This is a genomic window from Sulfidibacter corallicola, from assembly GCF_017498545.1.
Classification (GTDB): domain Bacteria; phylum Acidobacteriota; class Holophagae; order Acanthopleuribacterales; family Acanthopleuribacteraceae; genus Sulfidibacter; species Sulfidibacter corallicola.
The window spans coordinates 9,694,471-9,719,442 of sequence record NZ_CP071793.1 but is presented as its reverse complement, the minus strand read 5'-3'; the positions used below and the strand labels follow the sequence as shown (position 1 = coordinate 9,719,442).

Genomic DNA, 24,972 nt, shown 5'->3' with positions numbered 1-24,972 from the left:
TTTCCATGTGATTTGGCCATCTTTTATAGCACAGAAAAAAGAGGATCACCGGTCGGCACCGTCGTTCGGCCGGCTGCCCGCAAGACCGCTGAAAGATGCCGGTGCCGGGCGGTCGAGCCTAGGCGCGAATCAGGTCCAACATGTCGCGATTGCCCACCCATTCACCCAACAGCGCGTAGTGGGCGCGGAACAGGTGCAGCGATTCGTGATCGGGGGCGTCCGCGAAGGGAACGAAGGATTTCAGCGATTCGGAATCGACGGTTCGGGTGCCCGCGATCCAGTTGGCCGGGGTCAGGCGAATCAGGTGATCGGGCAGGGTACAGGCCAGGTATTGCCAGGGGAGCCCGCAGCGTTCGAACAGCTCGGCCGTCTGCTTGATCTCCTCGTCGACGGCGCGGCCGATCAAATTCATCCAGATCGAGTCACAGGCGGTGATCAGGCGGCGCAATCTCGGTTCGTCGAGCACCTGCGGCGTTCGCATCTCGCCGTCGAACAGGTCGAACACCACGAAATCGTAGCGGGTTTCCCGATCGAAACCGTCGAGAAAGGCGCCGGCCTCGGCCTCGATCAGTTTCAAGCGGCCCGTCGTTTCGTAGTGGCCCACGAGGGGGAACCACTGGCGTGCCATGGCCATTACGTTCGGACAGGCCTCCACCGCATCGATCTGTAGATCCGGGAAATTCGCCAGCAAACCCACCGGCCCCGCGCAGGGACCCATGCCCAGGAAGAGCCCGCGGCCTTTCGGTGCGGTCAGTGCCGGCAGGAACCAGGCGATATTGAAAAAGCTGTTGGGCACCGGGCCCGGTCCCTCGGGAAGTTCGGGGTTCACGCTGGCGGCCGGGGGCGTGCGGTAACTGCCGCCCTGTCCTTGGGCCTTGATGTTCATTTCGCGCGACCATTCGTTTTCCACGATCAGGATTTGCCCGAAGCGGCCCGGTTCGGAGGCCAGCGGCGTGATCGTATCGGCCAGAAGTTTCTGCAGGCCCGGAATCGGCGTCCCCTTTTTCTCCGCCAGCATTTCCACCTGACCCAATTGGTTGACCGCCATCGAGGCGTAGCCCAGCTTGGCCGACATGACCGCTTGGTTGTACCAGGCGTCCAACAGCTCGGGATCCAGGTCCAGGCAGATCCCGTAACAGGCGATGGCCTCGTAGATCCGGCCCAGTTCACCGTAGAGCCAACCCAGGTTGTACCAGGCCATCGGGTGTTTGGGGAGTCGTTGGGTGCAGGTGACCGCACGGGTCAGGGCGCAATCCGGATCCTTGCGAAAGACCGCCAGCATGATATCGGTGATCGATTCGTGTAGCTCGGCCGGTTCCACCAGCCCTGCATCGCACACGCTTCGGAACGCCTCGGCGGTGGACTTGATCCCGCTGTCGCCTCGTGCTCGGAGCATGTCGTTGGCGTGAAGGAACAGCCGATTGGCGAAACCGCAGGGACACTCCTTCACCGCTTCGAAGTACAGCAGTTTGCCGAGTTTCAGCATGCCGCCCTTTTCGACGATCGCGTCGGGTTCGGCGCGATCGCAGGCCGCGCAAGGCTGTTCCGCGAGCCATCGCTCACCTTCCGCTTCGGTTGCGGGTCGATACGCGTGAAAAAGGGAATCGCCGATACGCATGGGTTCTGGGTTCCTTGATGTAGATTTGCGCGCGGAGGACGGTGGTGCGGTCACCGCCGATGCCTAGGCATCTCTCAGGAGTTTGAACAGGCGTGCCGGGTTGGGTGGCTTCCCGGTGAGCAGGATGCCGAGACGAAAAATTTTGCCGCATACCTTCAACGCCACGACGATGGACAGGGCCAGGACGATCAGGCTGGCGGCGGCTTCCCACAGGGGCAACTGGTCCGCGCCCAGCCGGAAGACGGCCATGATGGGCGACGTGAAGGGAATGAAGGTCAGGATGCGTCCGGTCAGGGCACTGGGATCGTTGATGAGCAGCGGGATGGCGTACATCGGGCAGATGAAGCCCAGCACGATGATCAAGGTCCATTGACTCGCTTCCTGGTAGGTGTTGACCAACGAACCGAAGCCCAGAATCAGGGTGGCGATCAGGAGGTAGCCCAACACGAAGTACAGCGAGAACCCGATCATCGACAAGATACCGATATCGAAGGATCGCAACAACAGGGCGCCCGGAATGAAGCCCATCAGCATCCACACGCCGAACTGGGTGAAGGCCAGCCCGCCCAGGCCGAGGACCTTGCCGCCCATGAGTTGATCGGCGGTGACCGACGACAGCAGGATCTCGATGACGCGGTTCTGTTTCTCCTCCACCAGGCCGCGCAGCAGGCGATCCGTCGAGGTGAGGACCAACAGCATCAAGGCCATCATGTAAGTCGTACCGATCGAGATCTGGCTGATGGTCAGCGCTCGTTCGTCTTCCTCTTCCTCCTCCGGCTCGGGTTCTTGAACGTAGGTGCGTTTCACTTCGTCCAGCGGCTCGAGGATATGTGCGATTTCGTCTTCCCCGAAATGTTCGAGCAGGAACTTGCGGCTCAGTTGCTGTTCCACGTCGTGAAGCGAGACGGGTTTGGCGGTTTCTTCGTCCAACCGCCAGAGCTGGGCTTCGAAATCTTCGCGGAACGAAGGGGAGAGCACCAGCAGGGCCCGCATCTCCTTCTCGCGGAGCGCCGTCTTGCCGGTTTCCAGGTCGGCAATCGGCTTGTATTGAAAGGCATCGCCCAAGCCGGAGGCGGCCAGGGCATCGGTCGCGCCCTGAACCATGGTTTCCGGCAGTTCGAATTCTTCCAGGACCAAGGCGGTGATCCCCGAAAGTTCGTCCCTGCTGTTCTCCTCGATTTCCTGGGCGTTGAGCGTGTCCAGGTCGATCAAGGTGGCCGGATCGACGACGCCGATCACTCGCGGTATCTCCGGTCCTTCGCCGCTCATATGGGAGCGCATCGAGAAGAAGGCGATGGCGAACATCACCACGCCGATCAGCAGGAAAAAGATCGGCATGCCGAGGGTAAACAACCAAAAACTCCAGCGGCGGACCTGAATGAGGTACTCGCGCTTGGCGACGGTGGCAACTTTGGCAAAATCAGCCATGGGCGGCGACCTCACGAATGAAGATATCGGCCAGGGGTACGCGGTAGGGCTGCAGCGAGATCAGGCCGGCCGACTGCCACGCCAGCCAGTGCAGCAGGTCCTGGGTGGTAATGTCGGGTTTGAGTTCGATCTTGGTCCGGCGTTCTTCCCGTTCCAGGATGTCGAACAGATCGCAAGCGGCCAGTTCCCGTTCCGTTTCCACGATCAGGGATCCGCCGCTGTTCTGTTGGATGATGGGTTCCAGCTCGCCCGAAAGAATGAGCTCTCCCTTGTTGAACAGAAAGATCTGCTCGCAAAAGGTCTCCGCCTGACCCATTTGATGGGTCGACAGCACGATCGAGATGCCCGATTGCCGCAGCTCGCGGATCACTTCCGAGACCAGTCTCACGTTGACCGGGTCCAGGCCCGAAAAGGGTTCGTCCAGAATCAGGAGGCGCGGGCGCGAGACGATCGCGGAAATGAACTGGATCTTCTGTTGGTTGCCCTTGCTCAGTTTTTCGATTTGGGTGTCGGCCACGGGTGTCATACCCAGGCGATCCAAAAAGTAATCGGTGTTCTCACTGGCCTTGGCCGCATCGAGGCCCTTCAGGCGCGCGAAGTACAGCAGGGTCTCGCGCACTTTGGTCTTCGTGTAGAGACCGCGCTCCTCGGGCAGGTACCCGATATGGTTTTTGCGCTTCGCGTCTTCGAGGCCCTTCCCCAGCGTGACCGTGCCCACGTCGGGTTTGTAGATGTCCATGATCATGCGGATCAGGGTGGTCTTGCCGGCGCCGTTGGGTCCCAGAAAGCCGCAGATCCGGCCTTCGGGTATGGAAAAGCTCACCTGTTTCACGGCTTTGGTGGCACCAAAGGTCTTGGAAACGTCTTCAACCGAAAGTATCAATGAGGATGACTCCTGTGCGTTTCATCGAGAGGCGTTCGAATAGGGGAGAACGGGCCGCGAAAGGCGGTCTTTTCGAAACGTGGATGTTGGGGGAAACCCATCTACAATCAGGTAGAAAGCCGGAAAGGGAGCTGATCTCGTATTATCTCCATGCAATCGCTTCCCTTCAAGAAGAACCTGTCCCGGAACCGCCCGAAAGGCGCGTCGATCGCCGATTTGCGGGCGTTTCGAACCCGAAATCGGGAAGATCGGCCGGTTCTAACGGCCGAGTTGGGGAAAATTCCGCAGACTGGCGGGCCCCTTCGCGAGAGCCGGTCTGCTGGGCCGCGGACCTTCGTGACCGCGCGACCTGCGGAACTTTTCGATATTTTGGGGAGTGACTGCGAACTATTTCGCAGTGACATGAGGTGATTTGCGGAATATTTCTCAGATCGCTTCTTTCGGGTCTCCCGAAAAAACCGGCTGGCGATTGTAAGTTTCTGTAATTCAAAGCTTTGCCATTTTGGCGTCGAACTTGCCCTAGCGAAACACGTCGCCCGTGTAGCGAACGCGACTAGTGGCACCCCGGTAATTGGCGGTCGGAAAGACGTAGAGACTGACCCCCACACACAGGATTTCGTCTCTTCTGAGCGCCAGTTCCCAGAGTAACCACTGATTCCCTAAGACGCCCGTTCCGTAGGGTTTCCTTGCCAACGGGATGTCCTTCGGGGAGAAGAACCTTGGTTTCCGGGCCTTTCCAATTCGCAGTACTTGAGACTACCTGCGGTTAACGATTGGGGAGGTCCGTTTTTTTTGTGCGAACGGCACCGAAGCGAGGCACCCGGCATATGCAAACCCTTCAAGAAGTCAACGCGTCCCAGCCTGCCGCCGGGACCGGCCCCACCTCCTGGGATTGGGATCTCATTCAGCGCTACGACAAGGCGGGTCCCCGCTACACCTCCTATCCTACCGCCGTTCAGTTTCACGACGGCGTTCAGGGTGACCAGGTGCTCGAGCACCTCGGCCAGCGTTGCGATACCGAAAAAGGTCTTTCGCTCTACGTGCACGTCCCTTTTTGCCACCAGCTCTGCTGGTACTGCGGCTGCAACATGCGCGTGAGCCGCAAGCCGGACCAGATCGCCGACCATATCGCCGTGATCCAGCGCGAGATAGATTTGACTTCGGAGTGGTTGCGCGGAGATCGACGGGTATTTCAGCTCCATTTCGGCGGCGGCACGCCCAACTATGCCGGCCCCCAACAATTACAAGCCCTCATGACGACCCTGCGGCGGCGGTTCGTGATTCAGCCCGAGGCCGAGATCTCGATCGAGGTGGATCCGCGCCTGCTGGACGAGGCGCGCCTGGAACACTGTCACGACCTCGGTTTCAACCGCATCAGCATGGGCATTCAGGATTTCGATCCCAAGGTCCAAAAAGCGATCAATCGCCGGCTCTCGCTGGAAAAGGTCACCAGCCTGCTGCAGTCGTGGCGAACCCTTTCCCAGGCCGGGGTGAACATGGACCTGATCTACGGGCTGCCGCTGCAGACGCCCGGGAGTTTCAAACACACCCTCGATGCGGTCATCGACCTGGCCCCCGAGCGAATCGCGCTTTTCAATTTCGCCTACATGCCCTGGCTGAAGCCGCACCAGAAGCTGATTCGCGAGAGCGATCTGCCCAGGCCCGAACAAAAGTTCGAAATCCTGCAGCAAACCGTCGAGTCGCTCGCCGCGGCCGGGTACGTGGCGATCGGCATGGACCACTTCGCCAAGCCGAGCGATCCGCTGGCCCAGGCCTTGTCGCGCGATCGGCTGCACCGCAACTTCCAGGGGTACACCACCATGCCCGACCTGGAGATGCTGGGCTTCGGCATGTCGGCGATTTCCATGTTCGACGGGTTGTACGTGCAAAATCACAACGACCTGAGAACCTACGAGCGCAGCATCGAAGAGTCGCGACCCGCGACCTGGCGGGGCGTGGTCCTCACCGAGGACGATCGGCTCCGGCGCGGTATCATCAACCACCTGATGTGCCGCTCACAGGTGGATTTGGACATGATCGAGGCGATGGTCGGGATCCCGTTCGACCAGTATTTCCCGGGCGCCCGCGAACGTCTGGACGAAATGACGCGCGACGGTTTGCTGATTCGCGACGACCAGCGGTATCGCACCACCGAAACGGGTCGACTGCTGCTGCGCAACGTCGCCATGGTTTTCGACGCCTATCTGCCGAAGCTGAACGGCGATCGCCGCTTCTCGCGCACGGTGTGATTTCGGAGTACGTCGAAACGTCGTTGCCAGAAGTGCCCGGATGTGTGTAAGTGATGGAATGTCTGTAGGTTGAGCAGCCTGCCTTACCGCCCCACTCACGATGCGGGGACTTTGACTTTGCGGCTTCGGATTGGGGTCGCGAGGGAGATGCTGTGCTTCGCTCGTTGGTGTAACTTGTTGTCGATGCATGGGTTGCTTCGATTGGTTGAGCACGGCCGGTATGGCAGGCTGCTCAACCTACAGGCCCAACGTCTCTCACGAGATGCGGGAACCGGGAACGCCGGTGTTTCGGCGGTTTGGCGCGACGGTTTCATCCGCTGCGGTGTCGCCGAATGTGAGGGCAGGAGATCCCCCGATCGCTTCCGATCGTGGAATCCCCGCTTCGTGAAGCTCATCGCCGCTGTAGATAAGCCTCGAAATCTTCGTAGGTCGGCGTGCAATGGATATCCAGGGCCTCCATCGCATCGCGAATCGGCGGCTCGATCGGGCCGCCCACCACCACGCTGCAGCTCTTGGGCAGGCAGCGTTTGATGCCCTGAACCACCTCGACCGTGTGCGGGTCCCGGCCCGATCCGGCCGACAGCCAAAGCACCACGCCCGAAACCGATGTCCGCTTGGCGGCCATCACGATCTCGCAATCGGGCAGGTTGGGTCCCAGGTAGAGGCCGTAAATGCCGACCTCGCTGGCCATCGCCGCCGCGATCAGCGATCCGAATTCATAGGTGCCCTGCATCGGTGTCGTGAACAACATCACCGTGCCGGGCTCCAGTTGATTGCCGCGCAACCGAATCAGGGTGCCCATCAGGCTGCGCAACAACACGAACAACATGTGCTTCTGGCCCATGGTGATCGTGCCCTGCATCCACTCCTGTTCCGATCGCTCGCATAGCGGTACCGCGATTTCCTGGAGGAATCGCTTGGTGCTCTGCAGGCTCGCCTGCCGTTCCAGTTCTTGATCCACCTTGAGAAAATCGTATTCTTTGCAGGATGTGAATATTTCCTCGACCTTGGCGTTGTACGACGTTGCCGGCGGTACCTCGCGAATGTCTTGGAATTCCTTGAGTAGGGTCGTCAGGTCGTCGTTGCTGAGATGCGCGATGCGACCGATTCGGTGACCCGCGTCCACTGCCCGCTTCAACAATTTCAACCGATTGATTTCGTCTTGGGAGTAGAGGCGTCCGCCTTTGACCCGACCGGGACAAATGGCGCTGTAACGACGCTCCCAAGCGCGTACCGTATCTGCCGTGAGATTGGTGAGTTTGCAGACGGCACGCATCGGGTATAGAGATTGAGTCATAGGTCTGCCCCTCGATGGTTTCCTTCTTCGTAGCTCCCTGAATGAATGCATATCCAGGAAAGGTCAAGATCCATATCGTGCTTGATCCACCTTAATATCTTATCCGAGCATTTTTTGGATGCCAGTGGGAATTCGCTAATTTTTAGGGTTTTATTCGGAAAAACGGACCCTGAACCAGGGCTGGCCAAGGTTGGGAAATAAGTTGGACAAAAATTTCACGGGCCTTGGAATCTCGATGCGTCTTGGACAATCCACGATTTGTTGGAATGTCGAACCCCTCTCGACCGGATCGACCATGGTCATCGGTGGCGACTCCACCGGCGCAGCTTCGGCGGCGGATCCGGCCGAGCGTTGGTCGGTGCGTCTCGGAATCGGCCAACCGCGGCCTCGATCATGGGTTCCGCGAGGGCGGATATCCGCGTCTCGTGCGCCCGATTTCCGAGATCGTCGATCGAGTTCGTGTTTTGATGCGGTTGGGGTTTCCTTTGCTCAGGCACTTGTGGTAAAAAATGCTATCCCTAGAAAACGCACAGCTATGGGGCCGAATCGTTTGGTTTAGGACGGCACATCCGACACCAGAGCGTACTCGCCAGGATCTAACCGATTTGGCGGGTCGGCCCTTAGTTGGCGGATCCGGGCGGGGGAAGCGTCACGCGTGCTCCCGCCTTGATCGCCCCGAATATGTTTGGTCGGGGGTCTCGATGACGGTAAAGTCTGCATCCGCACACCGATGGTGGGTTCTTCTATTGGCCCTTTTCGTGCTTGGCTGTGGTTCCGGTTCCTCCTCCACGCCGACGACCGAGACTCATCCGACCGAACAGGATCCCGGCAATCAGAACGCACCGCTCACCCTGGGCGTGGATGTATCGCACTTCAGCGGTACCGTCACGTGGAGCGATGTCTATGGCGACGGATACCGGTTCGCCTTCACCAAGGCCACCGAAGGCGACGACTGGGTGGACCCGACCCTCGTGACCAACATGTCCGGCATGGCGGAGGCCGGCATCGTGCGCGGTGCCTACCACTTTTATGTGACCAGTGACGCGCCTGATACCCAGGCTCGGAATTTCATCGACAACGTATCGCTCCAAAAGGGCGATCTGCCCCCGGTCGTGGATGTGGAATCGATTGGCACAGGAACCGATCAAACCACGTTGGCCACCAATCTGCGCACCTTCTTGACCCTGCTGGAAAACCACTACGGGATCAAACCGGTGATCTACACCGATCAAAATTTTTGGAACGCGAATTTCGGCAGTGAATCCTTCGCGGATTACAAGCTTTGGTTGGCCCAGTACGAGGTGGACACGCCCACACTGCCCAATGGCTGGTCCTCCTGGTGGATTTGGCAATACGCGGAAAACCAGAGCGTGGCGGGCATCGAGAAAGATGTGGACCTGAACCGGTATCCGGGCACGCTCGAGGATTTGAAACGTGAAACCCTTCCCTGAGCATGGGGCCGAGCCTCGGCTCATCTCCATGCGGCACGACGCGCTGATCCTGTTCGTTTTGGTGGGGCTGATCGTCTTGTCGAGTTCCGTGTCGCTGTTTGCGCATCAGGTAAAGGCCAAGCACGAACCCGAGGCTGCGGCCACGCCAAAGGTGGGACCGGACGGTTTGATCGAGGCCGAGGGCGTGGTGTGGGTGCGCGCCAACTGCACGCCCTGTCACTCGGCCAATTTGATCCTGCAGTTTCGCGGCGACGCCCATCGCTGGCTCCACCTGATTCGTTGGATGCAGGCCAAGCAGGGCTTGTGGGCCCTCGCTCCCGACGTGGAAAAGGCGGTCGTCGACTATCTGGCCACGAATTACGGTGATCGCGAAGGGTCTCTTCGGCGCAAGCCGTTGAAAGAGCTGCCGCCACCTCTGCCTGCCAAACAGTGAGATGGCGACGATCCGTCCGATCGAGGTGGGACGGCGTTGCCCCGACGATCCGGGGGACGTGATTCCGCGATTCATGCGCGTGATGGAGTGAGCGACATGCCTGAAAAAGAGCGTCTGACCACCCCGCGTCTCGTTGTGGCGGGCGTATCGAGCGGGGTCGGCAAGACCACCGTGACCCTGGCCCTGGCTGCAGCGCTTCGACGGCGCGGCCTGCGCGTCGCCTGTTTCAAATGCGGGCCCGATTATCTGGACCCCGGTTACCATCGGCGGGTATGTGGTCGAACCGTCCACAACCTCGACGGCTGGATGATGGGCCGCGAGTCGGTGCTGCGGACCTTCGCTGCCGGTGTGGCCGATGCCGACATCGCCCTGATCGAAGGCATGATGGGCTTGTACGACGGCCTGGCCCCCGACGCGGAAACGGGCTCCACCGCCGAACTCGCCAAGTGGCTGGCGGCGCCGACCCTGCTGGTCATCGACGCATCGGCGATGGCGCGCTCCGCTGCGGCGGCAACGCTCGGTTTCGCTTCCTTCGATCCCCAAGTGCCGCTTGCGGGGTGGATCGCCAATCGACTCGGGGGTCCGGCCCACTTGGATTTGTTGCGTCGGGTCGATGCGAAGCTCGCGTTGGTCGGCGGGTTCTCCGCCGAGGACGACGGCCGCTTCGCGGAGCGTCACCTTGGCTTGCGCAGCGCCGACGAGAAGAGCCTTCCCGAGCATGCGATCGACCTATGGGCTCGGCGTGCCGAAGCCGGCCTCGACCTGGATCGGATCCTGACCCTGGCCCGGGAAGCGCCCGGCTTGACCGTCGGGCGCCACGAGCAGGCGCCGGCAAAAGCCGTGACGTGCCGCATCGGGGTAGCCCGCGACGAAGCTTTCTCCTTTTATTATCCCGAGAACCTGGCGCTGTTGGAGGCGGCCGGGGCCGAACTGGTATTTTTCTCGCCGGTCGCCGATCAGCGCCTGCCCGCGGCGGACGGGCTCTACTTCGGTGGCGGGTATCCGGAGCTGGTGGCCGACCGTTTGGCACGCAACGGCGCGATGCGGGCCGAGGTTCAGGCATTTCACCGGGCGGGCAAACCGATCTACGCCGAGTGTGGCGGCCTGATGGCCCTGGCCGAGCGGCTCGTGACCCTGGATGGTCGATCCCATGTCATGTTCGGACTGTTGCCAGGAGTGGTCGAGATGTGCGAGCGGCTCCAGGCCCTGGGCTACGTGGAGGTGGAGACTCGGTGCGATTCGCCGCTGGGCCCTGCGGGAACCCGGTTCCGCGGCCACCAGTTCCGCTACTCGAAGTACGAGCCTGGCGAAGACGCGGGCCAGGGGGCCTACTGCCGGATGGGCGACGCAACCGGCTCCTGGCGAGAGGGTTGGCAGCGGGGGAGTCTGCTCGCGAGTTACGTGCACGGCCACTGGGCGCTTTGTCCGGAGGTGCCGCGCCATCTGGTCGCCGCCTGTATCCGGGCGCGCCCGACCTGAGCGCAGGGCCTGTATGCCTGCCAGCCCGACATTTCGATGCGATATGAGTTTTTTTACCACAGAGTCGCCGCCCAGGCCGGGGGCCCGGGTTTCAGGTGGGTAACTAATCGAAGCGAATCGTTTGGGAGTTCCCGCATTTGTGAGAGGGGCGTCGTTGCAGTAAGTTGGCCCGCCGGGCCGACATTTTTCGACGAACTCCCTGCACATCCGCCTTTTTAGTTTTTTATCTTTACCTTCGAGCTTTACAGAGTTTGTTGCATAAGAGTCGCCGCCCAGGCCGGCGACTCTGCGGTAAAAATCCTGCCTCACCCCGAACCACGATTTTCGGTGTGGCTCGGAGCGAAGCACCATGACTCCTTCCGTCAGTTTTTGACGATTTTGGCGGGGTCGAAACCCGGTGGGCGGCGCTTGTGGGCGTCGATCTTGTTTTGGTAGGCGCGGGCGATCGCCAGGATTTTCGCTTCGCCGTCCATCTGACCGATGAAACTGACGCTGCGAGGTTTGTTCGCTTCCGCAAATCCGTTGGGCAGCACCACGCAGGGATGGCCCGTCAAATTGGTGAGCAGCAGGCTGTCGCCTTCGAAGCTGGGCGCGACGTAGCCGTCCAGTCCCTTCAAAAGTCGGTCCATCTGCTGAATCACCTGGGTGCGGATCCGGTTGGCGTGAATGTATTCCACCGCGGGAATGGTGCGGGCCGAGCGGAACGCGTTGGGCCATGCCCATCGGATCTGGCGGACCAGTTCGTCGTCGCGGTTGGAGAGGGTCAGGTCGTTGAAGGCCGCGGCCGCCTCGGCACTCAAGATGATGGCCATTTCCCGGATCGGCAGGTTCGGTAGCTCGATCGGTTTCAGGGTGACACCCAAATTCCGCAGATGCGCCAGGGTCTTGCGGTCGATGTCCTTCTCCGGGCCATCACCCTCGAACATGGCCGGCACGTACCCGAGGGTGACTTTGTTCATGGGTAGGTCGGCACGGTAGGGGAAGGGGGCCGAACGCGTGGTCGGGTCCATCGGGTCCACCCCGCGAATGGTCTCGAACACGATGGCGCAGTCCTCGACCGTACGCGCCATGGGCCCGACTTTGTCCATCGACCAGCTCAGCGCCATCGCACCGGCGCGACTGACCGCACCGAAGCTGGGCCGCAGGCCGGTAACGCCGCAGGTGTCGGAGGGCGAGACGATCGAGCCCCAGGTCTCCGAGCCGAGGGCGAAGGGCACCAGGCCGGCCGCCACCGCCGAGGCCGAACCGGCCGAGGAGCCGCTCGAGCCTTGCTCCAGGTCCCAGGGATTGCGGGTCATGCCGTCGAACCAGACGTCACCCCAGGCCAGGGCGCCCAGGGACAGCTTGGCGACCAGGACCGCGCCGGCCCGGTCGAGGCGGCGAACCACCTCGGCCGTGTCGTCGATGACCTGATCCTTGTAGGGTTTGGCGCCCCAGGTCGTCGGGTAGCCCTGCACCGCGTAGAGGTCCTTGGCGCCGTAGGGCATGCCGTGCAACGGGCCGCGATACTTGCCGGCCGCGATTTCCGCATCCGCACGGCGGGCCGCCTCCCGTGCGCGCGCCTTCGTCAGGGTCACCACGGCTTTCAAGGTGGGGCCGTGCTTTTCCAGGCGGGCGATGAAGAGCTCGGTCAGCTCGAGCGAGGTCACCTTGCGGGTCTCGATCAGCTTGGCGAGCGTGCCGACCGAGGCGAAGGCCAGGTCTTCCAGATTCTCGGGACGCTTCACCGGTCCAGGATCGGACCAGGCCGGTTTGGCGTCCTTCTGTGCCGGTGGGGCGACGATGGCCCGCGGGTCGAAAAACAAGGAGGGCGGGACCTCGTTCTCCAAGGAAACCTTGCGCAAGGCCGCCAGAGATTTTCGCTGTTCGGCCAAATCCTCGGCCATCAAGGTGCGCTCTTCCGCCGTAAAGGGCAGGCCGAGCACCTGGTGGGCCTTCTCGATCATCTCGATCGGCAGCGTTTCCTCGGCAGTCTCCTGGGCAAACACCGGGACGCCGAAAAGGGTGATGAAAAAACAGAACAAACACGATCGCGTGACATAGGTAAACATCATGACTCCAAGGGGATTCCAATCAAGTATCATTAACGAACAATGGTCGCGTTTCATTCATTCAAACACGAATCGCGGAGGAGGGGAGGCCTTCCTGGACATTCTCGATCGAAGCCGAACCCTCCGCCGAAACATGGGATGTCCCGTTGGTGTCCATGGCGGGGTCTCATGGGGCCCGTTTTCCCTTTTCCGACTGCCGGATTTGGGGATGGCGTTCGTGTTGAAGTGTGGCATTTTGACAAAAATGTGTTAGCGTGAGCGTTAACAGAATGACATTCGGGGGTTTTCTTGAGTCGGAAACGAAACCGTACACACGGCAATGGCGGAACCAATGGAACCGTGACGATGCGCGATGTGGCAGAGCACGTGGGCATGTCGATGATGACCGTGTCGCGCGTGCTCAACAACGAATCGTCCGTTCGAGAGGCAACCCGCGAACGCGTCATGGCGGCGGTCAAGGAATTGGGTTATCGGCCCAACATCTCGGCCCGAAACCTCGCCACATCCCGATCCTATTATATTGGTTTGATTTGTGATAACCCCAGTGCGGGGTACATGAGCGAGCTCCTCATCGGGGCCTTGGATCGCTGCAATCAGGTGGGTTACCACCTGGTGGTCCAGAGCTGCGGCTCGGACTCCCTGCAGTGGGCCGAGAAGATGAAACAACAGATCAGCGATTCGAACCTGGACGGCGTCATCGTGCCGCCCCCGGTCTGTGACGACGAGCGCGTGCTCGACGTACTGAAACAAAACGAAATACCGCATGTTCGCATTTCGCCTGGCACCCAACGTGCCGGATCGCCGGTGGTCTTCATGGACGATCGCCGCGCCGCCCGCGAGGTCACCCAGCATTTGCTGGACGCGGGTCATCGGGACATCGGCTTCATTTGCGGGCACCCCAACCAGGAGTCCAGCCGCCTGCGTTTCCAGGGTTTCAGCGATGCCTTCGAGGCGATGGGCATTCCCGTCGACGAATTTCGCGTGGTCCAGGGTTTCTACTCCTACAAGTCCGGCTTCGTGGCGGCCGAGCGGTTGCTCTCCGCCGAGCGACCGCCCACCGCGATCTTCGCCAGCAACGACGATATGGCGGCGGCCGTATACGCCAATGCCCAAAAGCACAACTTACGCATTCCGGACGAGTTATCTGTCGTTGGTTTTGACGATACGCCGGTCGCGACGATCATCTGGCCGGCCCTGACGACGGTACGCCAGCCGATCGCCGAGATGGCGCGAGCCTCGATCGACATGTTGGTGCCGCAACTCAATCCCGGCAAGATCCGCGACGGGGAGATGCCCGTGCAGACCGAGCTACATTTCGATCTGATGTTACGGGATTCGGTGGCCAAACCGCGGGTGGTTCCCACCGTCGTCGAGTAGTCCGGCGCTGGGCCGGTCATGAAAACCGATCGACCGAATGCTCGGGTGGTCACCGTTCACGGCCATTTCCGAGGGGACGGCCCTTGGCATCAAACCCGCGTTTGGATGGTGGGTGTCCCGGGCTCATCCTGGAGGGATGGCCGTGGGCATCGATCATGTGAACACGGCCCAGATCGTGTCACGGGAACGTCGGACCGCCTCCGCCGAACGGTGTAAGCGCTACCATTTCACGGGCCAATGGGGCCGCGAAGCCTGGCGACAGCCGATTTTTTGTGATTTTTCGCGAGGTTTGGCTCGAAAACGGTGAACCACCCCGTCACTGTGAGATGCTTTGGCCATGGCGATATTTGTCTCTTGACACAGGTCACTGAATTGGATAATCATAATGTTAGCGCTAACAAAAACTCACACATTTCTCACTCCATTGCCCTTTTGTTGGCGCGACCTACCCCAAGGAGACTGACATGTTGCGTTTCATTTTTTCTGCTCCTTGTTGTATTGCCTTCGCTTTTGCGGTTTCTGTTTCCTTCTTCACTCCCATCTTTGCTCAAACCAGTGCCGAGGATTCTGAAGAGAAGAAAGATGGAGTTCAAGAAGAAGTCGTAGAAGAAATGGTGGTCACGGCCACCCGGCGCACAACACTTCTTTCCAAAACGCCCATTGCCATTACCGCTGTCGATCAAGAACAATTGACCACTCAAAATGTCGCGGATATTTCCACGCTCAACGTCCTGATCCCCAGCCTCCAGATCCGAGATACCGGCACGGACGGCCAAGGCTCCATCGAAATCAACATGCGCGGCATCGGGAATTCCACCTATGTGGAAACGGGAGAACCGAACGTCGCCCTCAGCGTAGACGGTGTCTACACGGCCAGAGCCCAGGCCGCGTTGCAGATGATCTACGACGTCGAACGCATCGAAGTGTCGCGCGGCCCGCAGGGAACTTTGTCGGGTCGCAACGCTTCCGTCGGTGCGATCAACATCATTTCCAAACGACCGACGTTCGACGAATTCGATGCGAGTGTCGAATTGGAAGCATCCAACGAGAATGGACGCGCCATCCGTACCATGCTCAACATTCCGGTCGACGATACGCTGGCCTTTCGAGCCAACTATGTAAAGGCCGAGCGTGATACGCCCTACAACCTGGTTCGCGACGATACGGTGATTCCCCTCGGCGTCGGGATCAACCCGACCCATATCGAAAACTTTGGCGATCCCTTGGACACGACGCCGGGTTCTCCGGGCTCACGCGATAACGAAGCGTTTCGCTTGAGTGCATACTGGAAACCCAGCGACGCCTTCAATTGGTATGTCACCTATGAACTCTATGAGGACAAAGCGCCAGGAAACCCACTATCACTGCTCAGCAACCGCATCCCGAGCGATAGATACCTTTCGCCCGAGCAACGCGCCGCCGTCGACGGCGATCCCTGGACCGCGGTCAACAGTGACCCCTCCCGTCTGGACATGACCATCGACAACTTCCGCTCCGTGATGGAATACCACATGGAAGACGTGTTCTCGGCCAAGTACACCTATGGCCACAGCGAGTTCGAACAGACCATGATTCAAGATCTGGACGGCGGTATCGACATTCAGATCGTCTTCGTCGACGAACCCTGGACCAACACCAGTGACGGTCACGACCTGACCTTCACCTCCGCTCACGGCGGGCCCTTCCAGTGGACGGCCGGTCTGTATTACTTCGAAGAGAAGAACACCCGCACCTTCGGCGTCGATTTCCAACCCTTCGGCTACGTGCTCTTCCACCAGCCCGACATCTACGCCGAGTCCCAGGCGGCCTACGCCGACTTCAACTACCAGATCAACGACAAATTCAACATGTTCGCCGGCATTCGCCGCACCGAGGACGATCGCGGCAACCGCGGCGGCGGTTCCTACGGTCCCTTCACGGGCAGCGATGCGTGTAACAACACCAACGCGCTCGGCAACGAAAACCCGCAGACGCTCATCGGCGACCTGGATGCCGATCCCACCACCGGGATGAACGGTCAGGATTGTCGCTACGACGACGTGACCAACCAAAAGGATTTCGCCTACACCGATTGGCGCGGCGGATTCAATTTCCAGATCAACGACGACACGATGGTGTACCTGTCGGCGGCCACCGGCCACAAATCCGGCTTGTTCGATACCCGCATCACCGTGCTGCGCACCAACGAACTGGTGGTGATCCCGCTCGAGCCCGAGGAAAACCTCAGCTACGAGATCGGCGCCAAGGGCACCCTGATGAACGGCCGCTTCCGCTACGCCGTGGATTACTTCTACATGGACTTCAAGAACAAGCAGGAAGCCTCGATCCTGGGCTTCGGCGACCGCTTCTGCGACCTCAACGGCGACGGCGATGCCGACGATCCGGGCGAGCAGGATGCGGGTTGCGGCGCCGGCGGCAGTTTCGTCGATCTGGACGACAACGTCTTCGCCGACCAAAACGAGTTCCTGGTCCTGAACGTCGACGGCCTGGATGTCCAGGGTATCGAATTCGAGTACAGCCTGATGCCCGATCCCAGCAACGTACTGAGCGGCTACTTCACCTGGGTGGACGCGGAATTCCGCGAGTATCTGGGTTCCAGCGCGGTCGATTGCAATACCCGGTTCGGCGATGGGCAGCCCTGTCCCATCGAAAACTGGGAGGGCAACACCCCCAAGAACACGCCCGAGTTCACGCTCAACGCCACCTACAGCCACATTTTCTCGATGCGCAGCGGTGCCACCCTGACGCCGACCATCAACGCCTACTACCGTTCCGAGTACCACCTGACCAACGAGAACCTGGAAGGGGTCAGCGCCGCGACCTTGGGCCTGAGCTCGAACGAATCCGACTTGTACAGCGATCTGCAGGATGGCGCCACCAAGTTGAATTTCTTCCTGAAATACGGCACCAAACGTTACGACATCGAATTCTTCTGCACCAACGTTCTCGACGAGGACGTGATTTCTCACGAACGTACCGATACGGGCGGTATCCCGACTTATGTATATGAGTCGCCGCGCGAATTCGGTTTCCGGTTTCGGTCCCTTTTCTAGAGTCCCCCCCTCTAGAAACGTCCCGGACGGGGGCGTGCCCCTGGGAAGCCGGCACGCCCCCACCCCCCTCGAAACCCAAACAACGATCGGTCCTCGAATACAGGAAGGTTGGTCATGAAGTTATCGAATCCTCAAAAACTCCTGTTCCCCCTGTGGCTCTGTGTCACCGCCTGCAGCATTTCCCCCGAGGCCGTGCCCGTCGCGGCGGACGCGCCCCTCGTTCAGGACCATGCGATCGCGGCGAAATTCCTCCCGCCCGAAGGCCGCATCCTCTCGATCATCGGTCAGGACCTGGAAGCGGTGCGCGACTATACCGCCGCCGGCAAGTACCCCGTTCCTGGCGGCATTACCAATTACTTTTCGCTCTATCTGGTGCGCGATCCGGAAAAGGCCTACGCGGGCATCGGCCTGGACAACGATCTGAATCCCGTCGACGCCGAGGCCGACTGGTGGGGTAGCGGTCCCCACAGCTCCTGGAAGGCGGCCCGGGAATTCGAGGGCTCCGTACTCGCGATCGGCCTCGACATCACCGAAAAATACGCGGAAAACGGGCTGGCCCGATTGGTCGCCGGCGAGTTCGATCCCGAAATCGACAAGCTCGGTGGCTTTCTGAAAAAGGTCGGCAAACCGGTGTTCCTGCGGATCGGATACGAGTTCGACGGTGTCTGGAACGAGGGTTACCACAACGCGGCCAAGTACACGGATGCCTGGCGCCGCATCGTGGATCGCCTTCGCGAGCAGAAGGTCGACAACGTGGCCTACGTCTGGCAGGGCAGTTCCTCGCCGGCGGACGACGCCATCGAAGGCTTTTTCGAACCGGATCTGGCGCAGTGGTACCCGGGCGACAAATACGTGGACTGGATCGGCTGCTCCTGGTTCCTGCTGTTGGAAGAGGCCGGTACCCACGAGCAGGTCCACACCACCCAGCGCCAACTGCTGGACCAACTGCTGGCCTTCGCACGCAAACACAACAAACCCATGATGATCGCCGAAGCGGCACCGCAGGGTTACTTCATCGAGAAAAAGATCAATGCCAATATCGCCGACGTGGTCGATGGACCCGCGGGTGAGGGCGTCGTCGACAAGCGTCCCGAAGAGATTTGGAACGAATGGTTCGTCCCGTTCTTCGCGTTCGTGCACGAAAACGCGGACGTGATTCGCGCCGTGGCCTACATCAATTGTTACTGGGACCAACAGCCGATGTGGGGGCCACCCTACGATTCGGGTCTGTGGGGCGACTCGCGCGTGCAGGCCGATCCGCTCATTTCGGAGCGTTGGCTCGGCGAAATGAAGCGCACGGCTTGGTTACACGGCGGCCCTTCACTGTTTACCCGACTCGGCAACGATCCCCAAAGGACAACCAAATGAATGTGCACACTCTGGCGGAACGGCTCTGGTGCGACGGCTATCTCCACCTCGAAAACTTCTTCGATCTCGATCTCATGGATCGCCTTCACGACCTGATCTTGGCACATTACGGGCCCGATCCCGAACACTTTCACAACCAGGAATTTCTCAGCAGGGCCGCCACGGAGGTCATTCCCTGGTTCCCCCAGCGAACGAATGTGGCGGCGTTCGAGGAAGTGGCCGAGCATCCGTCCCTGTGCGCACTCACCGACGCCATTTTGGGCTCCGGCTGGCACAGCCAGGAGTGCATGGTGATGTTCTCCAAACCGGGGAGCAAGGGCCAGGCCTGGCACCAGGACTGCCCGCCCGACATTCCCGAGCGGTTCAACCTCAACCGCCTGATCTATACCGAGGACGTGGATCCCGACAACGGCGGCCAGGTGGTCGTCGTGCCCGGCAGCCATCGCCGCGGGCTGCTGCCGGTGGGTGCGCCCCACGGCGATCTACCCACCCAGGTGACGCTGCAGCCCGCCAAGGGAAGCCTGGTCCTGCTCCACGGCCACGCCTATCATCGCGTCCTGCCCGTGGGTGACCGCTGCCGCGTGTCCACCAACTACCGCTGCGTGCCCCAGGGGACCCCGCTGGACATTACCGATATCTGCGTCTACCGCACCATGCGCTACCAGTTCTCCACCAATCGAATCGTACAGGAGCGCGCATCATGAAGCCTGCCAACCGCGCATTGATGTATGCATGCTTCGTTTCGCTGGGCGGCTTCGTGTTCGGCTTCGACGCATCCGTGATTTCCGGAGTCATCGGATTCGTCGTCGGCAAATTCAATCTCAACGAATGGGAGCAGGGTCTGGTGGTCAGTGCCCCCACGTTGGGAGCGCTCATCGCGGCCTCTGCCGCGGGCATTGTCGCTGACGCGATCGGGCGTCGCAAAGTATTGAAGATCATCGCGTTCCTTTATTTGCTCTCGGCCGTCGCCTCGGCCTTCGCGCCCAACTATCAGGCGCTCGTGGTGGCGCGCTTCATCGGGGGGCTGGCCTTTGCATCCCTGATGATCGCCCCCATGTACATCGCCGAAATCTCACCGGCCAGTTTGCGCGGGAAAATGGTGTCCATCAATCAGCTCAATATCATGATCGGATTCTCCGCGGCCTATTTCGGCAATTACTTCCTGTTGAAGCTCAGTGGGTCGGATGCGGCCTGGGTGCGCACGCTCGGGATCGACGAAGCGGTCTGGCGCTGGATGCTCGGCATCGAGGTCCTGCCCGCCGCGGCCTTCTTCCTGTTGCTCTTCTTCATCCCCGAAAGTCCGCGCTGGCTGGTGGTCAAGGGCCGCTTCCAGCGCGCCCGTACCGTGTTGCAGGAGCTGCAGCCCCATGCCGATGTGAACGCCCAGATCCAGGCCATCAAGGAGACCAGCGGCAAGTCGCGCGAGTCGTTGCTGCATCGTTTTCGCCAGCTCTTCGGACCCAAGGTTCGCTACGCGCTGATCATCGGCCTGATCGTCGGGGTGGCGCAGCAGATCACCGGCATCAACGCGGTCTACTTCTACGCGCCCAGCATTTTCGAGCAGAGCGGCGTCGGGAAGGATGCGGCGTTCGCCCAGGCGGCCAGTGTGGGCATCATCAACGTGGTGTTCACCGTCATCGCCATGGCGCTGATCGACCGACTCGGTCGCAAGCCACTGCTGATCTGGGGCTTGAGCGGCGTGTTCCTGAGCATGTCGCTGTGCGCCTACGGTTTTTACAGTGCCAAGTATCGCCTCGATCGCGAGCGACTGGCACCGCTTGCCGAAACCGTAGACGTCGCGGCCCTGGAACCGCTGCTCGGCCAGGCGTTCGCCGACGACGTGTCCTACAAGGTCGCCTTGCGTGAGGCCTTGGGCGACGCCGTCGCGCGTGCCAACGAGGCCGCCTTGATCCAAGCCGGGATTCGCATGAATCCCTGGTTGATCCTGATCGGGATTCTGGGCTTCGTGGCCTCCTTCGCCATCTCGTTGGGACCGGTGATGTGGGTGCTCTTTTCCGAAATCTTTCCCAACCGCATTCGCGGCCTGGCGATCTCGTTCGTCGGTGCGATCAACAGTCTCGTCAGCTTCGGCGTTCAGTTTCTCTTTCCTTGGGAGGTCGCCAACCTGGGCGCGCCCGCCACGTTCGCGATCTATGGATTCTTCGCGCTGATCGGTCTCGGCCTGGTGGCCTGGCTGGTACCGGAAACGAAGGGGAAATCGCTGGAGCAACTGGAAACCGAATTGGCCCGCGGCCGCTCGGGTGGCGGGGTTCAGAGCCCGTCCGAACTGAATCCATTGCAGGAGTTGTCATGAAAAAGATTCGCTGGGGCCTCATCGGTGCGGGAAGAATCGCCCACCAGTTCGCCCGAGACATGTCCTTCGTTCCCAACGGTGTACTGAGTGCGATCGGTTCCCGCTCCAAAGTGGCCGCGGAGGCCTTTGGTGCCCAATACGACATTCCCCATCGATTCGACGATTATCAATCCCTGTTCGAATGCGACGAAGTCGATGCGGTCTACATCGCCACGCCCCACAATCTGCACCTGGCCCAGGCGACCTCCGCGATGGCCGAAGGCAAGGCCATTCTCTGCGAAAAACCGTTGGTCACCACTCCCGAGGAATGTCTCGAGTTTCAGCGGGCGGCCCGCCACCACGACGTCTATGCGATGGAGGCCATGTGGACCTACTTCCTACCGGCCATTCGCAAGGCGAAGTCGTGGGTGGAAGCGGGGCGCATCGGCGAGGTCAGGCGGATCCAGGCCAATTTCGGCTATCCCATCGCCTACGACCCCAGCCTGCGCGAGTACGACCGCGACCTGGCCGGCGGCTGCCTTCTGGAAATGGGGATCTATCCGGTGGCCCTGGCCTGGCTGTTCGCCGAACGCGACCCGATCGACATTCAGGCGGTGGCCCGCACCGCGCCCAACGGGGTCGAGGACGACGTCACCGCGATTTTCGACTACGGCGACATGACCGCCGCGCTTTCCACCTCGTTCCGCTGCAAACTGCACAATTGGGCGACCATCGTCGGTGAAGAAGGCCTGATCACCATTCCCGATTTCTGGCGCGCCCACGAATGCCATCTCTATCACCTGGAAACCCGGACCGAGCACTTTCAAGACGGTCGTGAATCGCTCGGCCTGAATTACCAGACCGTCGCCGTGGGTGAAGATCTGGCGATGGGCCGTCGCCAGTCGACCGTGGTGCCGCTCGAGGTCAGCCTCGCGTTCCAGCGCCACATGGACCAACTGCGGCGGCATTTCGAGGCGGTTCCATCATGAGTACGGTATTGGGCATCGATCTGGGGACGCAGTCCCTGAAAGTGGTTTTCTACGACGGTGACCTCCGTCGGGTGGTGGCCAGCGAATCCGCACCGCTCAGTCTGGATCAGGACGGTTCCGGCCGGGCCGAACAACGCGTGGCCTGGTGGGTCGAGGGATTGCACAAGGCCATGTTGGCCGTCGATCCGGAGATCCGTCGCTCGGCGACCGCCATCGGCGTCTCGGGCCAGCAACACGGCCTGGTGGCGCTGGACAGGGACGGGCACGCCCTGTTCCCCGTCAAGCTTTGGTGCGACACGACCTGCGCGGCCGAATGCGACGAGATCATGGCGAACCTGGGTGGTGAAGCCGCCTGTATCGATAAGCTGGGCAACCCCATCCTTCCCGGTTACACGGCGGGCAAGATTCGCTGGTTCCGCAAGTACGATCCCGAGAACTACGCCCGCATGGTGCGCGTCCTGCTGCCCCACGACTACCTCAATTTCTACCTGACCGGCCAGGCCGGCATGGAGTTCGGCGACGCGTCCGGTACCGGGTTCTTCGACGTACGGCGACGGGCCTGGTCCGACGAGGTACTGCGCGCCATCGATCCCGATCGGGATCTCCGGGATTGCCTGCCGCCGTTGTTCCTGTCCGACGAGCCCATCGGCACCCTGCGCGCGTCGGTGGCCCAACAGCTCGGATTGCCGGCGGGCATTCCGGTTTCCGTCGGCGGTGGCGACAACATGATGGGCGCCATCGGGACCGGCAACGTGGTGCCGGGCACGATCACCATGAGTCTGGGCACATCCGGCACGCTCTACGCCTTTTCCGACCAGCCTCGGGTCGATCCGGAGGGACGCATCGCCGCCTTCTGTTCCTCCAACGACGGCTGGCTGCCCTTGCTGTGCACCATGAACTGCACAGTTTCTACCGAGTGGATGCGTCGCCTGTTCTCCCTGGACATCGACGCCTTCGAGGCCCACATCGCCAAGGCCGACTGTGGTGCCGGCGGGGTTTTGACGTTGCCGTTCTTTCACGGGGAGCGGACGCCCAACCTGCCCAAGGCCAAGGGATGCCTGCTGGGGTTGGACGGTGATAACGGCAAGCCCGAAAACTTGCTGCGATCGGCGGTCGAAGGCGCGACCTTCTCGCTGTTCGCGGGCATCGAGATTCTGACCTCGCTGGGTTGCTCGACCCGCGAGATCGTACTCACGGGCGGCGGCGCCCGCAGCGCCACCTGGCGCCAGATCGTGGCCGACATCGGCAACCTGCCCGTGACCGTGCTGGACCAAAGCGAAGGGGCCGCCATGGGTGCCGCCCTTCAGGCCCTCGGCCTGCTTGCCGGCGTGCGCGGCGATGCCTTCGCCGCCCTGGTCCGAGATCACCTTTCGCGTAACGAACCCCTTTGCTGCACGCCAAACGACAGCGCGGTCGACATCTATCGAGATCTGTTTGCCGAGTACCGAAAGGCGGTTGCTTTGGCCATCGACCTCTACCGCTGAAACCATCGTCTTCAATCGATGCCGATGGCTCGCCAAGACCTGATTTACCGAATCATGGAACAAGTATTCATAGTGAGGAGAACGTCATGAAGAGAACACCATTCGTGGGCGACCGGGAATATTTCCCCCAGATCGGGCGCATCCAATACGAGGGGCCCGAATCCGACAACCCCTTGGCCTTCAAGGCCTACAACCCGATGGAGCTCGTCGGCGGCAAAACGATGGAGGAGCATCTTCGCTTCGCGGTTTGCTACTGGCACACCTTCTGGGGTTCCGGTGCCGATCCCTTCGGTCCCGGTACGCGTGCCTTCCCCTGGCAGGTGGATGGCGACGCCATGACCCAGGCCCGTGCCCGCATCGACGCCGCCTTCGAATTCTTCACCAAACTCGACGTTCCCTTCTACTGCTTCCACGACCGTGACCTGGCCCCGGAAGGCGCGTCCGTCGCGGAGTCCGAAAAGAATCTCCAGACCATGGTGGCACTTGCCAAGGAGCGGCAGCAGGCGTCCGGGATGCGGCTTCTCTGGGGTACCGCCAACCTGTTCTCCCACCCGCGCTACATGAACGGCGCCGCGACCAATCCCGATCTCGCCGTCGTGGCCCTGGCCGGCGCCCAGGTCAAGGCCGCACTGGACGCGACCGTCGAACTGGGTGGCGTCAACTACGTGTTCTGGGGCGGCCGTGAAGGGTACTCCTGCCTCTTCAACACCGACACCCGCAAGGAATTGGACCACTTCGCCCGCTTCCTGGAATTGGCGCGCGACTACGGCCGCTCGATCGGCTTCGAGGGAACCTTCCTGATCGAGCCCAAACCGATGGAGCCCATGAAGCACCAGTACGACTTCGATGCCCAGACCGTCATCGGTTTCCTGCGCCATCACGGCCTCGACGGCGATTTCAAACTGAACATCGAAGCCAACCACGCGACCCTCGCCGGTCACAGCTTCGCCCACGAGCTGCAGATGTGTGTCGATGCCGGCCTGTTGGGATCCATCGACGCCAACCGCGGCAATCCCCAGAACGGTTGGGATACGGATCAATTCCCCCTGGATATGAACGACTGCGTCGCCGCCATGGCGATCGTCCTGGCCAGCGGCGGCTTCCAGAACGGCGGGCTCAATTTCGACGCCAAGCTCCGCCGCGAGTCCACCGATCTGGAGGACCTCTTCCTCGCCCACATCGGTGGCATGGATGCCTTCGCACGCGGCCTGGTCATCGCCGAGCGCATGGTCAAGGATCCCGTTTTGGGCCGGCTGCGCGGGGATCGGTACAAAAGTTTCGAAAGCGACCTGGGTCAGCGGTTCGAATCCGGCCAGTTGGGTTTGGCCGACCTCCGCAACTTCGCGGCCGGTTACGGCGAGCCCGAGCGCCAGAGCGGCAAGCAAGAGCAGCTCGAAAACCGCATGAACGACCTGATGTTCGCCTGATTGCCTGGCACTTCGAATCGGCTCGGCCCCTTTCACGAGGAGGGGCCGGGCCGAGCTTTTTCGACGGTGCCTCGGTTCGGAAGGTTCGCGCC

General features: G+C 61.1%; 18 protein-coding genes. 12 read left to right on the top strand and 6 right to left on the bottom strand.

All coding sequences use genetic code 11. The annotated features are described in order from the left end of the window. Positions 1–118 precede the first annotated feature (118 nt). The 3 genes from J3U87_RS29425 to J3U87_RS29415 all read right to left on the bottom strand — a co-directional run bounded on the left by J3U87_RS29425 (position 119) and on the right by J3U87_RS29415 (position 3,929). The gene (locus J3U87_RS29425) at positions 119–1,618 is read right to left on the bottom strand and encodes a spermidine synthase (RefSeq protein WP_237379367.1); all 1,500 of its coding nucleotides are present in this window, start codon (positions 1,616–1,618) and stop codon (positions 119–121) included. Between the two features lie 63 nt (positions 1,619–1,681). Continuing rightward, the gene (locus J3U87_RS29420; protein WP_237379366.1) at positions 1,682–3,046 is read right to left on the bottom strand and encodes an ABC transporter permease; all 1,365 of its coding nucleotides are present in this window, start codon (positions 3,044–3,046) and stop codon (positions 1,682–1,684) included. Then, the gene (locus J3U87_RS29415) at positions 3,039–3,929 is read right to left on the bottom strand and encodes an ABC transporter ATP-binding protein (RefSeq protein ID WP_237379365.1); all 891 of its coding nucleotides are present in this window, start codon (positions 3,927–3,929) and stop codon (positions 3,039–3,041) included. The genes J3U87_RS29420 and J3U87_RS29415 overlap by 8 nt, the downstream gene beginning before the upstream one ends. Before the next feature lie 827 nt (positions 3,930–4,756). Between J3U87_RS29415 and hemN the strand changes: the two genes are divergently transcribed. Beyond that, positions 4,757–6,178 carry an oxygen-independent coproporphyrinogen III oxidase gene (gene hemN, locus J3U87_RS29410; protein WP_237379364.1) on the top strand — a complete coding sequence of 474 codons (1,422 nt, stop codon included), beginning with the start codon at positions 4,757–4,759 and terminating at the stop codon, positions 6,176–6,178. A 391-nt stretch (positions 6,179–6,569) separates the two neighbouring features. Here hemN and J3U87_RS29405 read toward each other — a convergent pair whose 3' ends face one another. Then, positions 6,570–7,475, bottom strand: a complete 906-nt coding sequence (locus J3U87_RS29405) for a MerR family transcriptional regulator (protein ID WP_237379363.1) — start codon at positions 7,473–7,475, stop codon at positions 6,570–6,572. Between the two features lie 701 nt (positions 7,476–8,176). On the opposite strand from J3U87_RS29405, the gene J3U87_RS29400 reads away from it, so the two are divergent. From J3U87_RS29400 to J3U87_RS29390, 3 genes are all read left to right on the top strand, one after another. Further along, positions 8,177–8,926: a glycoside hydrolase family 25 protein gene (locus tag J3U87_RS29400; protein ID WP_237379362.1), complete on the top strand. Its 750-nt coding sequence runs from the start codon at positions 8,177–8,179 to the stop codon at positions 8,924–8,926. Then, a complete protein-coding gene (locus J3U87_RS29395; RefSeq protein ID WP_237379361.1) occupies positions 8,910–9,359 on the top strand; it encodes a hypothetical protein in 450 nt (149 codons plus the stop codon). The genes J3U87_RS29400 and J3U87_RS29395 overlap by 17 nt, the downstream gene beginning before the upstream one ends. Positions 9,360–9,455: 96 nt before the next feature. Continuing rightward, positions 9,456–10,838 carry a cobyrinic acid a,c-diamide synthase CobB gene (locus tag J3U87_RS29390; RefSeq protein ID WP_237379360.1) on the top strand — a complete coding sequence of 461 codons (1,383 nt, stop codon included), beginning with the start codon at positions 9,456–9,458 and terminating at the stop codon, positions 10,836–10,838. Positions 10,839–11,200: 362 nt separating this feature from the next. Here the strand turns inward: J3U87_RS29390 and J3U87_RS29385 are convergent, their stop codons facing one another. After that, on the bottom strand, positions 11,201–12,892 hold the full coding sequence (locus tag J3U87_RS29385; protein WP_237379359.1) for an amidase: 1,692 nt from the start codon (positions 12,890–12,892) through the stop codon (positions 11,201–11,203). A 285-nt stretch (positions 12,893–13,177) separates the two neighbouring features. Between J3U87_RS29385 and J3U87_RS29380 the strand changes: the two genes are divergently transcribed. Further along, positions 13,178–14,266: a LacI family DNA-binding transcriptional regulator gene (locus tag J3U87_RS29380; RefSeq protein ID WP_237379358.1), complete on the top strand. Its 1,089-nt coding sequence runs from the start codon at positions 13,178–13,180 to the stop codon at positions 14,264–14,266. 416 nt (positions 14,267–14,682) lie between these two features. On the opposite strand, the gene J3U87_RS29375 is transcribed toward J3U87_RS29380, so the two are convergent. Beyond that, the gene (locus J3U87_RS29375) at positions 14,683–14,955 is read right to left on the bottom strand and encodes a hypothetical protein (RefSeq protein WP_237379357.1); all 273 of its coding nucleotides are present in this window, start codon (positions 14,953–14,955) and stop codon (positions 14,683–14,685) included. Here J3U87_RS29375 and J3U87_RS29370 point away from each other — a divergent pair, their 5' ends adjacent. The 7 genes from J3U87_RS29370 (at position 14,956) to xylA (ending at position 24,880) form a co-directional block, all read left to right on the top strand. Next, positions 14,956–17,319, top strand: coding sequence for a TonB-dependent receptor (locus tag J3U87_RS29370; protein ID WP_237379356.1), 2,364 nt, complete (start codon positions 14,956–14,958; stop codon positions 17,317–17,319). Positions 17,320–17,433: 114 nt separating this feature from the next. After that, positions 17,434–18,687 (top strand): glycoside hydrolase family 26 protein, encoded by a 1,254-nt coding sequence (locus tag J3U87_RS29365; protein WP_237379355.1) that lies wholly within the window; start codon positions 17,434–17,436, stop codon positions 18,685–18,687. Next, positions 18,684–19,391 (top strand): phytanoyl-CoA dioxygenase family protein, encoded by a 708-nt coding sequence (locus J3U87_RS29360; protein WP_237379354.1) that lies wholly within the window; start codon positions 18,684–18,686, stop codon positions 19,389–19,391. Before J3U87_RS29365 ends, J3U87_RS29360 begins: the two co-directional genes overlap by 4 nt. Then, a complete protein-coding gene (locus J3U87_RS29355; protein ID WP_237379353.1) occupies positions 19,388–21,001 on the top strand; it encodes a sugar porter family MFS transporter in 1,614 nt (537 codons plus the stop codon). Before J3U87_RS29360 ends, J3U87_RS29355 begins: the two co-directional genes overlap by 4 nt. Continuing rightward, the gene (locus J3U87_RS29350) at positions 20,998–21,969 is read left to right on the top strand and encodes a Gfo/Idh/MocA family protein (RefSeq protein WP_237379352.1); all 972 of its coding nucleotides are present in this window, start codon (positions 20,998–21,000) and stop codon (positions 21,967–21,969) included. The genes J3U87_RS29355 and J3U87_RS29350 overlap by 4 nt, the downstream gene beginning before the upstream one ends. Next, positions 21,966–23,453: a xylulokinase gene (gene xylB / locus J3U87_RS29345; protein ID WP_237379351.1), complete on the top strand. Its 1,488-nt coding sequence runs from the start codon at positions 21,966–21,968 to the stop codon at positions 23,451–23,453. Before J3U87_RS29350 ends, xylB begins: the two co-directional genes overlap by 4 nt. Before the next feature lie 86 nt (positions 23,454–23,539). Then, positions 23,540–24,880, top strand: a complete 1,341-nt coding sequence (gene xylA / locus J3U87_RS29340; RefSeq protein ID WP_237379350.1) for a xylose isomerase — start codon at positions 23,540–23,542, stop codon at positions 24,878–24,880. Positions 24,881–24,972 lie beyond the last annotated feature (92 nt).